Source organism: Legionella sp. 16cNR16C, assembly GCF_021297775.1.
GTDB lineage: Bacteria > Pseudomonadota > Gammaproteobacteria > Legionellales > Legionellaceae > Legionella_C > Legionella_C quinlivanii_A.
The window spans coordinates 1-13,570 of record NZ_JAJTMX010000001.1 but is presented as its reverse complement, the minus strand read 5'-3'; the positions used below and the strand labels follow the sequence as shown (position 1 = coordinate 13,570).

Sequence of the window (13,570 nt, the reverse complement as noted above, 5' to 3'; positions counted from 1 at the left end):
ATTAAGATGGTTCTATGAACTTTTTCCTGTGTTACCAGTTCATCACATGGAAATTACCATTGAATGCCTGAAACCCGTGAGCAAGCATGAAGACACCTAAAAGGCCCACCAGAACCATAATCAAATAGTATGAACTACCGGAATAGACTCTTTGTGCAATGCCCAGCATATTCTCTGGAAACGCCAACCAAAGGATAGATTTAATAACGATTAGCCATGCAATCAGGGTAACCAGGATTTCATAATCCCACTCCCAGATATTATGAATTACTAACATTATTAATCCGAAAATCAGCGAAAATGATGCCCCAACCAGTATCCATCCGCTATTCGTTCCAACCCGTTTGATCAAATCCTGATAATACGCTCCCCTGGCAATCATAATTAGTGAAACAATTACCAGATAAAGCCCTAAAATCTGTTCGATTAGCAAAGTGTGAAATGGTACAGTAATCATGGTTAGCTCCCTTAGCCTATTATTACTAAGTGTAGTATAGATTAGCGAGCCGTTGAAAAATAACTTAAATTGAAGGAAAACCCCTCGCTGTGCCAAGCCAGTCAGGGCTGCAATTAAAACCAGGCTTTACTAATCAAAACGGTATCTACCTGTCCGTTAGGCTCACGCTTTAACATGCTCCATTCCGCTTTACAGCGTTGTAAATGCCCCATCAGAATACTTTGATTCTCACAGCGGTAATGAATGGGCAACCCATCAAACATCTCTCCCTCATCGACCGCTTTGCATTTTTCACCAGTCGACAGCTCAACCACCCAGGGATAGGTCCGCGAAAGATCAAGATTTGCCTGCGCTATATCCATTGTGGCATGCCTTAATTTAATTTCAACCGATTGTGTACTCCAGGGACTCTCCGGACAGAATGCCTGCGTTTTTTTGCCATAGGGTTTAATAAAGCAGGGATCATAGGTTTGGCCGCCTGCCACACAACGCCAGGCATCCTCGCGCTTAATACGTTGCGACTGCTGGACACATTCACCTGTGTAACTTGATGCAATGGAGGTCACCGGTAAGCCTTCAACGCCTTCAAACGGGTGATAAAACTCAAGTTCAGTATCCATTGCAAGGGCATTAATTGCATTCATGAGCATAAAAATCGTCATTACGAAGCGCAACATGGATTCCCCCATCTGTTATATTTGGTATATTATTCTGTTTTTGCCACAAACCAATTACGATACTGTAATTCATATATGGCTATCATTTGTTTTTGGAGTACATCATGACAGAGGTTTATACGATAAAACAATGCCTTGAAGGTGAAATTAGTGTGGACGAAACCGTTTGCGTTCGAGGCTGGGTTAAAACGCGAAGGGATTCAAAAGCTGGAGTCTCTTTTGTCAGCCTCCATGATGGCTCCTGTTTTGCACCCATTCAGCTGGTCGCTTCCGAGCAATTGTCTAATTATCAAAGTGAAGTCCTGAAATTAACTGCCGGTTGCGCCCTTATAGCAAAAGGGAAACTGGTGACCTCCCAAGGCAAGGGACAATCTTTTGAAATTCAGGTTGAGCACCTTGAAGTCGTTGGATGGGTAGAAAATCCTGAAAGTTATCCTATTCAGGCCAAACGGCACACCCTGGAATTTCTGCGCGATGTTGCACATCTTCGCCCCCGTACCAATACTATCAGCGCAGTAACCCGTATTCGGCATTGCCTTGCCCAGGCAATTCATCGATTTTTTCATGAGCGTGGCTATTTCTGGGTTCATACTCCAATAATCACAGCAAGTGATTGTGAAGGTGCCGGGGAAATGTTCAGGGTCAGCACGCTTGATTTGATGAATTTACCGCACAGTGCAAACGGCAAGATTGATTTTTCCAAAGACTTTTTCGGACGAGAAGCATTTCTGACCGTATCCGGACAGCTCAACGTGGAAGCTTATTGCCTGGCGTTATCGAAAGTGTACACCTTTGGGCCCACTTTCCGAGCTGAAAACTCAAACACCAGCAGACACCTGGCAGAGTTCTGGATGGTTGAGCCTGAAATCGCCTTTGCCGATTTAAGCGACATTGCCAGATTAAGCCAGGAAATGCTGCGCTATTTGTGTAAGGTGGTTCTCGATGAACGTTCAGATGATATGGCATTCTTCAATCAATTTGTAGCGCCTGGCTGCATTGAACGCCTGGAAAATATCATTGAATCTGAATTTGAAGTAATGTCTTATACCGACGCCATCAGCGCCTTACAAAAAGCTGACAAAACCTTTGACTACCCAGTTTCCTGGGGATTGGATTTACAATCAGAGCATGAGCGTTATATTGCGGAAGAGCTTTGTAAAAAACCGGTGATTATCACTGATTATCCCAAAGAAATTAAAGGATTTTATATGCGCCTTAATGAGGATGGCCGCACGGTTGCCGCAATGGACGTTCTTGCACCAGGTATCGGCGAAATTATTGGCGGTAGCCAGCGCGAAGAACGCCTGGATGTCCTGGATCAACGTATGGATGAGTGCAAACTCAGCAAACAGGATTATAACTGGTATCGCGACTTGCGCCGCTATGGCACCGTACCTCATGCCGGTTATGGGTTAGGATTCGAGCGGTTAATAAGCTACGTGACCGGTGTTGGCAACGTAAGAGACGTAATCCCCTTCCCGCGTACACCAGGTAACGCGAATTACTAAATTTTTGTAGGTTTGGCCTTTGACCCATAGCCGTCAGGCTAAGAATATCTGATCCCCTCTCCACCGCGCGCAGCGGGGGAGAGGGTTAGGGAGAGGGGGCTATAAACAAGGTCGCGTAGCGATTCATTAATCATATTTCTGTAATTATGGTTTATTGCCACAAACAAAATGGAATCACTAACGTGATAAATTTTTTAACCCCCTCACCCTACCCTCTCCCCCACGCTGCGCGCGGTGGAGAGGGGATAACATTACTTCTTAGCCTGACGGCTATGGGCCAAGGGCCCAACCTGCAAAAATTACTTAACTTAATGGTTGGGAAATCACTTAAGCACGATTGATAATCCTAAGCTAAAACCCCATCCTGAATTGTGTTTACCTTACTCATTCTGGAAGCTAGCTGCTGATCATGGGTGACAATAACCAGCGCCGTATTAAGTGACTGATTCAGTTCCAGCATAAGTTCAAACACGCGCTGAGCGGTTCCCTGATCCAGATTCCCTGTAGGCTCATCCGCTAATACAAAATGAGGTTTGTGCACTAATGCCCTGGCTATCGCAACACGCTGCCGCTCTCCGCCCGAAAGTTGAGAGGGCTTATGAGTGACTCTATTCTTCAAACCTACTTTTTCAAGCATTGAATAGGCTTCAGATTCCGCCTCTTGCACGGATTTATCGCCGAGCAACAAGGTCATTGCGACATTTTCAAGTGCAGTGAACTCGGGTAGAAGATGATGGAATTGATAAACAAAACCCAGATGCTGGTTACGCAAATGACAGCGCTGCTTTTCCGAAAGGCTTTGCCAGTTTTTGTTGTCAATTGACACCTCTCCACCACTGGGCTTGTCCAATCCCCCCAGCAAATGCAGCAAGGTGCTTTTTCCCGAGCCGGAGGGGCCAATAATCGCCAGACTTTCACCCTGATTTACTGACAGATTAACCCCTTTCAATACGTCAACTGTGGCCGTTCCATCATGATAGGATTTGCTTAGATTACTGCAGGATAAATTAATCTTACTCATAATGAAGCGCCTCCGCAATCACGGTTTTTGATGCCCGCCAGGCTGGATAGATCGTAGCCAGAAAACTCATTGTCAACGCTGCGGCGCAAATTTTAACTAAATCGCTGATCATAATTTTTGAAGGCAGATAATCTACGAAGTAAATGCTTGAAGATAGAATCCTTGTATCAAAAAAGGCTTGCAGCCAATTGACTATCGCCGTGGCGTTACTGGCTAAAATAATACCGCCCACAAGCCCTATCAGGGTTCCAATGACCCCCACCAACATTCCCTGAACAATGAATGTCCATAAGATAACACTTGGGGTCGCGCCAATAGTTCTCAATATGGCAATTTCTGATTGCTTGTCATTGACCACCATTACCAGCGAAGAGACCAGATTGAATGCAGCCACACCAATGATTAGTAAAAGGATGAGGAACATCATCGTTTTTTCCATTTTGACTGCGTCAAAAAAAGCTCCAAACTGATCTGTCCAATTACCTACCTGATATTCATCCCCCAGTTTCTCCGCAATAGTTTCGGAAAGTTTGGGCGCATTATAAATATTATTGATCTTCAGTTTAAGCCCGGTTACATCATTGCCAAGTTGCATCAGTTTTTGTGCATCATTCAGGTTGATAAAGGCCAGTTTCGTATCAAAATTAAAGCCATTTCCAGCTGAAAATACCCCCTCGACGGTAAATCGCTTAAAACGCGGGATCATCCCCGCAGGAGTAACCGTAGCCTGAGGTATCATGATAGTGACTTTGTCACCAATCATCACTCCCAGATTGTCCGCCAGACCTCGTCCAAGAATAATACCGAAATTTTTCAGATTACGGAGATCGCCAATTAACATCTTTTCCTTGATGTGGCTCACTTTTTCTTCAAGCTCTGGATCAACTCCGGTCAATATAATAGGTAATACCTGCCCCTCATTAGTCAACAATCCCTGACCGCCCACAAAAGGCACAATGGCTTTAATACCAGGAACATTGCTTAATTTTTTTTCAAGAGCAGGCCAGTCACTAATCTTTCCATCGCGGCCAGTCACAGTAATTTCAGGGGCCATACCAAAAAAACGCCGGTGAATCTCGACATCAAAGCCATTCATCACCGAAAGTACCGTAATTAAAACCATAACGCCCAAGCCAATCCCCAACATGGAGCTCAGGGATATAAATGAGACGAAATGATTTTTTTTCCTGGCACGTGTATAGCGTAAACCAATATAAAGCGGGAGCGGTTTGAACATAGGCATTTTTTCTTTATTAAAAGAACATTGTAGTGAAAATTTGCCTCCTAAGATAGACTCAGCCTCTTCTTGGACTGGAAATCTGGTTCTGGAGTGATTCCTTGAGTGCTTTCGCATGGTCACTGGAGCCGCCCAAACTGAATGGAGGCGCTTTTAATCGCACAATCTTAAGTTGCTTATTGTAAAGATTTAAAGCCTCATTTTCGGCATAGGTCACCTGGCTTGGAGTAAGAAGCGCCTTCACCTCGACTCCAAGTTCATTTTTCATAGTACTGATATCGGAAAGATTAAAGGGATTAGATAAAGCCAGACCTTTTCCGAAATACACATTGTTAATCGCCGCCTGAGAATCTTCCTCACATAACTCAGCCATTCGTAGATATTGCCAGGTGAGTTGATAAGCCGCAATGATCATGTCGCTATTGCATGCCCCCTTCAGCTCCCTGGCTAAAAATAGATTAGTGTTCGCCAGCAACAAAAGACCGGGGGTTCGATGTTTCATCAGCATCGAACTCCAGGTCTTTAATATTTCGCTTAATTTCACCGTGGTGTTTTGCACCTCAGAGCGGCTAACCTGATGGGCTTCAATCTCTAAATCATTAACCGCTGTTTGAAATGCCTGACAGGAACCGTAGCTCATTGCCAGATTTAAATATTTAAGAAAGGCTTTTTCCTGATTTTGTGCCTTCAAACTTACTGCCGAATAGTAAAGCCCTAACCCGAGAACCAGTTCGCGGTCTGAAAAATCAGTCTGCTTTTGCAGCTTGAATTCAGGAATATCCCACAAACTCAATTTCTCGCGATGCAGCTGCCAAAGGCTTTCAAATGCCCGTCCATCAAGCACTGCTCTGGGAGTCCTGTCATTAACGTAAAAAAGGGAAAGCTCATAAAACGTACAATTAGATAACTCAGAAATAATCTCATTGACAGGAACTTCCGGTAAATTTAACTGCTTTAAAATCCTTTTTTTGTCGATTGGCATGACTGCTCGCATTTGTAACTATTTGTATACAGTGTAGAACTTTTTTATCTTTATGGCACACGTATTTTATTTCACCGACTATAGTTATAGAAAGAATCTTATGGGAATACGTGTTATATGGACGCTACACAAAAAAATCGCATAATGACCCGCTTCTTGAAAGAGATCAGTGTCAACAAAGGAGTTGTTATTCTACCTGAGCACTTGACCCAATACGGAGATCTGGATGCCGCGCTTGAATCAATTGAAGCCAATGGAGTGGGGGTCATTGATTATCATACGGTTGAAAATAACCCCGGAGAATGGAATCGACTGAAAGATATCCTGATGAGAAACGTCAAATTTGCTGAGGGAAGCCCTCCAAGACCCACAGGCTACGATGCCCCGGGTCTTCTTAGCCGAATCGCGTTCTGGCGCAGAGACGATCAATTAAGCGCCCTGCCACAGAATGATTACTATAATCGCAGAACAGTCACAAGCCCAGACAGCGTGGAATTAACCCAATTGAAGGCCGCTGCCCGCGCCAAAATGGAACCCATTATTAAGCAGTTCCTTCACAGAGACTACCCGTTCAGCGCAGCTAGTGATGCAAATGTGAAATCAGTTATTGGCCTATTGGAGAAGCATTTAAAAACACTGACCAAAGGCACTGAGGATTATGATAAATATAAACAGCGTTTAGATATGATGAATGATCTGGATAAGATTAATAATCTGAAGCTGATTGCAGTACCAGACGAGATGGGCGGTTCTACCGCTTATTGCGAACTCGCTGAAAGCGCCGGAGGAGTTACTGAAAAGGCGTCTTTAGTCAGTCTTGCTACAGTCAGGCAACAGTTAGGGAATCTGCGAGATGGAAATCCAACCAATCGCGCCACCTATACCGCCGCCAGAGGAAACTTCAAACTGGGTACCGAGGCGATTATCAAGCTTCCCAAGCATGGTGAAATCGTCGAAGTACAGCGCGAAGCGATGGCTTTGAACGTATCCAGAATGCTGGGACTGGATACTACCCGGGCAACAACAATGACTCATAATGGCCAACCTGCACTGTTTGTTCCCTTCGATAATATAAGGCTAATGAAAGATTTTGCGCGAGGAAAAACATTCACACCGCTTACCTCCAGCAAAACCTACGAGCATTACTCTACATTGAACCCAGTGGGGGCGGGCCTTCACTCTAATGAATATATTGACGATTTTGGCCCTTCACTCGGCCTGTTTTATCTGTGCAGCGATACGGATGCGATGGGTGGATATAACCAGAATAAGGCATTGCGCGATGCCCGCAGTCTCTTCGTGTTCGATCAGGTGATTATGGGAAAAGACAAGCTGGGTCTGGACTCCAGGTTGAGCATGCAGCCAATTGAAACCATCGTCAAACATACTCGTCATGGACAGGGAAGAAATCGCACGCTGATTGAAGATTCATCCTTTAATGCCAAATTTGACAGCCTTGAGCAATTACGCAGACGGGGAACTTTACTTGCTCAGTATGCGGATCGTGTATCCTATCAGCACGGCCAGCGGGAACAGCAGTTGAATCGGCTATTACAGCGCAGGGATTTAACAACTACACAACGAAATGCTGCAGAGAAAGAACTAAAAGAAGTAAAAACGCTAAAGAAGGACGCCACTGATTTACGAGCTGTAATCATTGAGCGTATTAAAAAAATTGACAGTGTATTCCCCAAACACAAGCCGGCAGAAATCAGCCGTGTGGAACTCAGACAAAGTCTTGTTCTTGAAAAACTGCTTCATAACCCGGTGTTGTTTACCTCTCAGGGAAGACCCTATAAACATCCGTGGACCAACCGACAAGCCAATCCGGTTAAATCGGTTGATGCTATTGACGGCGGTCGAGTTATGCTTACTTTTGGTAAAGACGTGTCACCAGAGATGATCGATTATCTAAAACGTCAGGGCGCAGGCGCATCTTTGAATTTACGAGGGAATCGTCAACTCATTATCAGTCGAGCTGATCTGGCCAACCTGAATGAAAAAATGCTTCATCCTGAGGCACAATCGGCTTATGCCCATGATAAGCACTACCTTGATCTTCGCGACTTGCGAACCATGAGCTCTGCCTACGAAGCGGGTAATAAAGAAACGATATTGTCCAGTGTTGAGAGTTATCATCGGATTATGGCCAGCCATATTCCGGCATCTCAAAAAATCAAGGCCATGCAAACCACCCAAAAGGAGATTCAGGACGCTATCAACGGCACAGAAAAAAAAGGGTTCGGCGCACATGTCATGAAAAAACTACAGTTTGATATGCAGCAAAAATTGCAGGCAATGATTTCTCCACTCGAAATGCCGGCTAACCTGACTGCTGCTTTCAACGCAGCGGTTAAACTGGATAGAGTCGCTGAGTTTAACAAAGTGGTGCAAGAGGCGATTAGTAAGAATCGAGTAACCTCACCTGCGTTTACCAGTTTCCTGACTGACTGCGTTCAACGCGCTGCTGCGGCCACCAATCACTTTGAAGCCGTTGCAAGAAGCCAGGAATTAAGTGATCAGTCTGCTGCTGTTTTGATACAGCTAAATCAGCCAGCCCCTTCATTAGTAATTGATGATGTGAGTGACGACGAGGAAGAAATACAAGTAATGCCGGTTAGTCTGGTGGAAATAAGGAGTGGCGAACAACAAGTACAAAGAGAGCTTTTGAGTGATGCAAGAGGACCAACTACGATCGTAACACCAACCGATGGTACAGTAAATGAGAAACCTGAAGATCCCAGAGTTGATGTTTCTGTTTAATTATGTCTGTGCTTAACCTAAATGGATTTGGAGTGATTATGCCTGTACATGAACGAAGACAACATTTTAGAATTGATGATCAAGTCTATTTTGATTATAAAATCCTTCAACCGGGAAGCCTTTGCTCTGACAAGTCTCTTACCGAGGAGTTACTGGGTCAAAGCGGCCAACGTTTTCTGGAGACAACTCAATATTTCCAGACAATTGATTATGAATTAGCTGAACTGACTCAGGCATTGGCCTTAAAAGAGCCTGCGCTAACCCATTATCTTAATCTCATAAACGCTAAAATTGACTATCTCGCCCGCCATTTACTCATGGGCGATAAAATTCACTTGCGTAAAGTGAATATCAGTCTTGGCGGTATGGCTTTTAAGACTAAGGAACGTATTAAAGAAAAAACACTTCTCAAACTGGTGATCTATACTAAACCGAAAATGGTTCCTATTGTAGTGGATGCCATCTGCGTTTACAGCCAGTATTTAAGTGAGGATTTGTATCGCACTGCAGTGCAGTTTGATGCGCTTTTACCGGAGCAGGAACAACTTCTCTCACAGCATATTATGCTGGCGCAAGTAAAATGCCGTGCTGATTGAGGTTGATATTTGATACACTGACAGGGTTTGTTGGCAAGAAAGCTTATGCAAAAGGACGCGTAGTTCTTTTGTTTTTTTCAAAAACTGCTTGCCAGCAATCATAGCTGTCAATAATTAGAATTTGGAATCTGGAATTTGCTTATGACTTATCAGGTATTTTGTTTAAAACTAAAAAACGAGGCCGAAGGCCTTGAGAAACAACCATTTCCCGGCGCCTTAGGAGAAAAAATACGGAATAATATTTCCAAACAGGCCTGGAACATGTGGCTCTCCCATCAAACGATGTTAATTAATGAATACCGTTTAAGCCTTATTGATCCCAAAGCCCGGGAATTCTTAACCCAGGAAATGGAAAAGTTTTTATTTGGCGAAGGATCAGAACGGCCTGCCGGCTATACTCCAAGAGAATAAATAATATGTTTCACAAGCTGTTACAGATCGATCCGGAAGTGGCAGATGCCATTATTAATAACGAACCAGTCGTGGTGCTGGAATCAACATTAATCTCTCATGGGATGCCTTATCCCGAAAATCTGGAAACAGCTCGTATCATTGAGGATACCATCCGAACGCTTGGAGCAATCCCCGCAACCATTGCATTACACCGTGGACGAATCCATATTGGAACCAGTGATACGCTCATGGAAGAGCTTGCCCAATCTCCTCACACAATAAAAGCGTCCCGCAGTGATATTGCCTTTGTGCTCAGTAGAAAGCTCACTGCCAGCACTACAGTGGCGGCAACCATGTTTTGCGCCCATCTGGCAGGCTTGCCGATATTTGTTACTGGGGGTATTGGAGGCGTCCATCAGCAGGTCATCGAAAATTTTGATATTTCTGCGGATCTTATTGAATTATCTACGACACCCGTCACTGTCGTGTGCTCAGGGGCGAAGTCAATACTCGATTTACCCAAAACACTCGAAAAACTTGAGAGCTACGGGGTACCTATTGTGGGTTATCGCACCAACGAATTTCCCGCTTTTTATAGCCATTCCAGTGGCTTACCCCTGGTTCATCGCCTGGACAAGCCCCAGGAAATCGCCGAGTTACTGTATTACCAACATCAGCTGGGAATGAGAAATGGAATTGTAGTTGCCAATCCCATTCCAAGAGGGGATGAAATTCCAGAAGCTCAAATTAATCCGGTTATCCAACAGGCTAGGGCCGAGGCAAAAGGCCTGCAGGGAAAATCAATCACCCCCTTTCTTTTAAAACGCATTAATGAATTGACTGCTGGCGAAAGCTTGCGCGCGAATATCGAACTTATCAAAAACAATGCTTCCCTGGGAGCACAGATAGCCACTTGCTATTATCAACAGTTAAAACATTTAAACGTCTAGAAAATCAATTTAAACTCAATTAGAATTAAATTAAATCAATTTAATGATTGTTTTTTCAACAGCTTAATTAATTTAATAAATTTCTCAATTATTCTATTGACTTCAAACCCAACTCAGAGTTTAATAGCAACCTCTTGATGGCCAGATAGCTCAGTCGGTAGAGCAGAGGACTGAAAATCCTCGTGTCGGCAGTTCGATTCTGCCTCTGGCCACCATTAAAATCAATGAGTTACGTTAGATTACAAAAATTTCAAAATCTTCATGTAGACACAATGTAGACAAGTTATACTCTTTCCGGGTCTTTCCCAATTACGGGGGCAGCTTTAATCATCCGCAGAGCTCTACTACGTAGCCCTATAGTTTTCAAAATTCCTAAATTCGTATGCCCTACGCTGAATGAGTTTCATTTTTCGATGAAGCCTTGATGCCACTAACCGCCACATTCTGGCGATTATAACCAGTCTAATTAATCCTTCCAACCACAAAGATCAACGTTTATATGCTATTTTTATAATAATTAATATTTCATTCATGGATGATTATATGAATATTGCAGTTATTTACTGGCTTCCAAATAACAATGATCCGCTAATATGGATGATGCTCGTTGACAACAACTACACCACTATTATTGAACCGAAATACCTAAGAGCTTTAAATATAGAAGAAACTGTAAATGCAGTATTTGAAGAATTTGAAAATTATTCGAGCAAGCAAGAATATATTTTGAAATATAAATCGGTATTCGAGCAATTCAAAAGACACAAAAAAGATTCGTTTAAATTCCACAATGAAATTAATAAACAAATAGCAAAAAGACATGTCAAAGCTGATAGGAAACAAGCAACATTAAAAAAAGAAGCTAGAAAAATTTTCAAAAAAGCCTTATCAAAATTTGAAATTAGCACAACCCCGAAAGAGCATATTGATTTATGGTCTATCTGCCTTAAAGCTGGTCAAAAACAGAGCAGCCTAAGAAAGGCTATTGAAAGCTTATGGAAAAAATATCATAAGATTGATCGTTTTAATCAAGATAATAGAAATAAATTTCAAGAATTTTATAGACAAATAGGGGAGTAGAAAAATGACCTCCACTCTAATTGTTGGCAACGGAATTGGAATGGCTTTAGATGCTCAATATTTCTGCCTGCAAGCAGGCCTACAGGAGTCATGGGATAGTTTTGATGTAGATAAGAAAAAACTAATAAGTTTGGGTTCTGATAATATGCCTTGTACTGAGACGGAGCTCGAAGAAAATCATAAAATTATGACCTCATGTCAAAAAATTCTGGAATTCCAGGATCTTCAATTATTAAATTCAAAAGGAGAAGCATACCCAAATATATATAGAGACTTTATATATAAAACCGCATTTCATTTTTTTAATTATAACGGAGCTCTCCCAGAGAAGTTTGTAGACAATCTTATAGAACTAATAAAATCAGGATGCCATCTAGTTACTTTAAACTATGACAAACTTCTATATTCACCCCTCATAGAGAGGAACATTTTATGTGGCTACAGTGGATATTTAGTAGATGGAGTTTGTAATTCTGGCTATAGATATGAAAATATGTTAAGGACTTTCTCAACTTTTAATTGGTACTTGCACTTACATGGATCCCCAATTTTTTATACACATGATTCTGAAATAAAAAAATGTAAAATTTATGAAACTCCTATTGCAGCTGAAAATAATCATAAATTACATGAGCATATTGTCCTTGCTAAAACTGATTTGAAACCTGAAATTATTTCAAATAGTCCTATCTTAGGAAGCTATTTGGATTTTTTTTCAAAAGCCCTATTTGAAAGTAATAAACTATATCTCTTCGGATACAGTGGCGAAGATACCCATATTAATAATGAAATAAGAAATTGGAGTATTGAAAAATCAAGAAAATGCGATAAATTGACAATATACATTATAGAGTGGAATGGCTCAGACAGAAGTTGTCAATCCTGGAAAAATCTACTTATTCCAGATATGCCTCCTGAAAACCGTGATAAAATACAAGTTCACTTTGAAAAAATGAATAATATTTTAGAATATAAGTTCCAAAATTCTGCCTAGCGTCACTGTAATACAGTGACGCAGCAATTCTAACTCTGCTTAAGCCTACTGATCCTGCCCTGATTTGTCGGACACCCTGCTAAGAGAGTAAACTCTCAATCAGAGGTGTAAGCATGAACAAGAAAGAACAAAAAACCACTAGGAAAAAATATAGCGCTCAGTTTAAAGATCAGGCCTTGGAACGAGTAGCTCAAGAAGGAGTTCCCCAAGTTGCCAAAGATCTTGGATTGGCAGAATCGCAGCTCTATTCCTGGCGCGCCCAACGTAAACAATGTGGTAGTTCATTGGAGAACCAAAAGCTTCAGCAGGCTGAATTAGCCCGTTTAAAACGGGAAAATGCAAGACTAGCCGAGGAGAATGCTTTCTTAAAAAAAGCGGCTGCGTACTTCGCCAAGGAGTCCAAGTGAGGTACGCCATGATAAAGGAAGAATCTAATCGGTTTTCGCTAAGGATGATGTGTCGAATGCTATCCGTTTCAGTGAGTGGCTATTATGCATGGCTTGACCGCACGCCTTCTGTTCGTAAACAAAAAGACTATGCTCTCTCGCAGAAGATAAAAGCAATTTTTGATGATGAGAAAGGCCGTGCAGGTGTTCCACGTATTACTAAACGATTAAATAGTGAGGGAGAATCTATTGGTAGACAGCGGGTTGCTCGAATTATGAGGGAACATGGTTGGCGGGCAAAAGCAGCCAGGAAGTTTAAAGCAACAACCAATAGTAACCATCAACTACCAGTTGCCCCTAATTTGTTGCGGCAGAATTTTGTAGCCTGCAAGCCGAATGATAAGTGGGTCAGTGACATTACGTATTGCTGGACAGAGGAAGGCTGGCTCTATCTCGCTGTGGTGATGGATTTATATTCTCGCAAGATTGTTGGATGGGGGATGTCAGAGCGTATGACAAAGAAATT

General features: G+C 42.5%; 14 protein-coding genes and 1 tRNA gene. 10 read left to right on the top strand and 5 right to left on the bottom strand.

Annotation, left to right across the window (positions count from 1 at the left end):
• Positions 1 to 31: 31 nt before the first annotated feature.
• Both LXA66_RS00080 and LXA66_RS00075 read right to left on the bottom strand, forming a co-directional pair.
• Positions 32 to 457 carry a hypothetical protein gene (locus tag LXA66_RS00080; protein WP_058508651.1) on the bottom strand — a complete coding sequence of 142 codons (426 nt, stop codon included), beginning with the start codon at positions 455 to 457 and terminating at the stop codon, positions 32 to 34.
• Positions 458 to 570: 113 nt separating this feature from the next.
• Positions 571 to 1,134 carry a hypothetical protein gene (locus LXA66_RS00075; RefSeq protein WP_233011410.1) on the bottom strand — a complete coding sequence of 188 codons (564 nt, stop codon included), beginning with the start codon at positions 1,132 to 1,134 and terminating at the stop codon, positions 571 to 573.
• A 104-nt stretch (positions 1,135 to 1,238) separates the two neighbouring features.
• Between LXA66_RS00075 and asnS the strand changes: the two genes are divergently transcribed.
• On the top strand, positions 1,239 to 2,642 hold the full coding sequence (gene asnS / locus LXA66_RS00070) for an asparagine--tRNA ligase (RefSeq protein ID WP_233011409.1): 1,404 nt from the start codon (positions 1,239 to 1,241) through the stop codon (positions 2,640 to 2,642).
• A gap of 346 nt (positions 2,643 to 2,988) precedes the next feature.
• On the opposite strand, the gene lolD is transcribed toward asnS, so the two are convergent.
• Genes lolD through LXA66_RS00055 form a run of 3 tightly spaced genes read right to left on the bottom strand, consistent with a single transcriptional unit; the run spans position 2,989 to position 5,882 of the window.
• Positions 2,989 to 3,663, bottom strand: coding sequence for a lipoprotein-releasing ABC transporter ATP-binding protein LolD (gene lolD / locus LXA66_RS00065; RefSeq protein ID WP_112219923.1), 675 nt, complete (start codon positions 3,661 to 3,663; stop codon positions 2,989 to 2,991).
• Entirely contained in the window at positions 3,656 to 4,900 is a 1,245-nt protein-coding gene (locus LXA66_RS00060) for a lipoprotein-releasing ABC transporter permease subunit (RefSeq protein WP_233011408.1), read from the bottom strand. The genes lolD and LXA66_RS00060 overlap by 8 nt, the downstream gene beginning before the upstream one ends.
• A gap of 58 nt (positions 4,901 to 4,958) precedes the next feature.
• Entirely contained in the window at positions 4,959 to 5,882 is a 924-nt protein-coding gene (locus LXA66_RS00055) for a DUF5630 domain-containing protein (protein ID WP_233011407.1), read from the bottom strand.
• A 117-nt stretch (positions 5,883 to 5,999) separates the two neighbouring features.
• Here LXA66_RS00055 and LXA66_RS00050 point away from each other — a divergent pair, with 117 nt between their 5' ends.
• The 9 genes from LXA66_RS00050 to LXA66_RS00005 all read left to right on the top strand — a co-directional run.
• Entirely contained in the window at positions 6,000 to 8,645 is a 2,646-nt protein-coding gene (locus LXA66_RS00050; RefSeq protein ID WP_233011406.1) for a hypothetical protein, read from the top strand.
• 38 nt (positions 8,646 to 8,683) lie between these two features.
• On the top strand, positions 8,684 to 9,241 hold the full coding sequence (locus tag LXA66_RS00045) for a PilZ domain-containing protein (protein WP_112219919.1): 558 nt from the start codon (positions 8,684 to 8,686) through the stop codon (positions 9,239 to 9,241).
• 141 nt (positions 9,242 to 9,382) lie between these two features.
• The gene (locus LXA66_RS00040; RefSeq protein WP_112219918.1) at positions 9,383 to 9,652 is read left to right on the top strand and encodes an oxidative damage protection protein; all 270 of its coding nucleotides are present in this window, start codon (positions 9,383 to 9,385) and stop codon (positions 9,650 to 9,652) included.
• Between the two features lie 5 nt (positions 9,653 to 9,657).
• A complete protein-coding gene (locus LXA66_RS00035) occupies positions 9,658 to 10,584 on the top strand; it encodes a pseudouridine-5'-phosphate glycosidase (RefSeq protein ID WP_233011405.1) in 927 nt (308 codons plus the stop codon).
• A gap of 139 nt (positions 10,585 to 10,723) precedes the next feature.
• Positions 10,724 to 10,799: transfer RNA gene (locus LXA66_RS00030), tRNA-Phe, on the top strand.
• Positions 10,800 to 11,127: 328 nt separating this feature from the next.
• Positions 11,128 to 11,664 carry a hypothetical protein gene (locus tag LXA66_RS00020; protein ID WP_233011404.1) on the top strand — a complete coding sequence of 179 codons (537 nt, stop codon included), beginning with the start codon at positions 11,128 to 11,130 and terminating at the stop codon, positions 11,662 to 11,664.
• A 4-nt stretch (positions 11,665 to 11,668) separates the two neighbouring features.
• Positions 11,669 to 12,658, top strand: a complete 990-nt coding sequence (locus tag LXA66_RS00015; protein ID WP_233011403.1) for an SIR2 family protein — start codon at positions 11,669 to 11,671, stop codon at positions 12,656 to 12,658.
• Positions 12,659 to 12,771: 113 nt separating this feature from the next.
• Complete coding sequence (locus LXA66_RS00010) at positions 12,772 to 13,065, top strand: transposase (protein WP_233011402.1); 294 nt, start codon at positions 12,772 to 12,774, stop codon at positions 13,063 to 13,065.
• Positions 13,066 to 13,073: 8 nt separating this feature from the next.
• Positions 13,074 to 13,570 (top strand): IS3 family transposase (locus LXA66_RS00005; RefSeq protein ID WP_233011401.1); only part of this gene is annotated, 497 nt, incomplete at its 3' end.

Excerpts from the sequence above, each read along its gene's own strand:
- LXA66_RS00080 (WP_058508651.1), bottom strand. The coding sequence starts at position 457 with ATGATTACTGTACCATTTCACACTTTGCTAATCGAACAGATTTTAGGG.
- LXA66_RS00075 (WP_233011410.1), bottom strand. The coding sequence starts at position 1,134 with ATGTTGCGCTTCGTAATGACGATTTTTATGCTCATGAATGCAATTAAT.
- asnS (WP_233011409.1), top strand. The coding sequence starts at position 1,239 with ATGACAGAGGTTTATACGATAAAACAATGCCTTGAAGGTGAAATTAGT.
- lolD (WP_112219923.1), bottom strand. The coding sequence starts at position 3,663 with ATGAGTAAGATTAATTTATCCTGCAGTAATCTAAGCAAATCCTATCAT.
- LXA66_RS00060 (WP_233011408.1), bottom strand. The coding sequence starts at position 4,900 with ATGTTCAAACCGCTCCCGCTTTATATTGGTTTACGCTATACACGTGCC.
- LXA66_RS00055 (WP_233011407.1), bottom strand. The coding sequence starts at position 5,882 with ATGCCAATCGACAAAAAAAGGATTTTAAAGCAGTTAAATTTACCGGAA.
- LXA66_RS00050 (WP_233011406.1), top strand. The coding sequence starts at position 6,000 with ATGGACGCTACACAAAAAAATCGCATAATGACCCGCTTCTTGAAAGAG.
- LXA66_RS00045 (WP_112219919.1), top strand. The coding sequence starts at position 8,684 with ATGCCTGTACATGAACGAAGACAACATTTTAGAATTGATGATCAAGTC.
- LXA66_RS00040 (WP_112219918.1), top strand. The coding sequence starts at position 9,383 with ATGACTTATCAGGTATTTTGTTTAAAACTAAAAAACGAGGCCGAAGGC.
- LXA66_RS00035 (WP_233011405.1), top strand. The coding sequence starts at position 9,658 with ATGTTTCACAAGCTGTTACAGATCGATCCGGAAGTGGCAGATGCCATT.
- LXA66_RS00020 (WP_233011404.1), top strand. The coding sequence starts at position 11,128 with ATGAATATTGCAGTTATTTACTGGCTTCCAAATAACAATGATCCGCTA.
- LXA66_RS00015 (WP_233011403.1), top strand. The coding sequence starts at position 11,669 with ATGACCTCCACTCTAATTGTTGGCAACGGAATTGGAATGGCTTTAGAT.
- LXA66_RS00010 (WP_233011402.1), top strand. The coding sequence starts at position 12,772 with ATGAACAAGAAAGAACAAAAAACCACTAGGAAAAAATATAGCGCTCAG.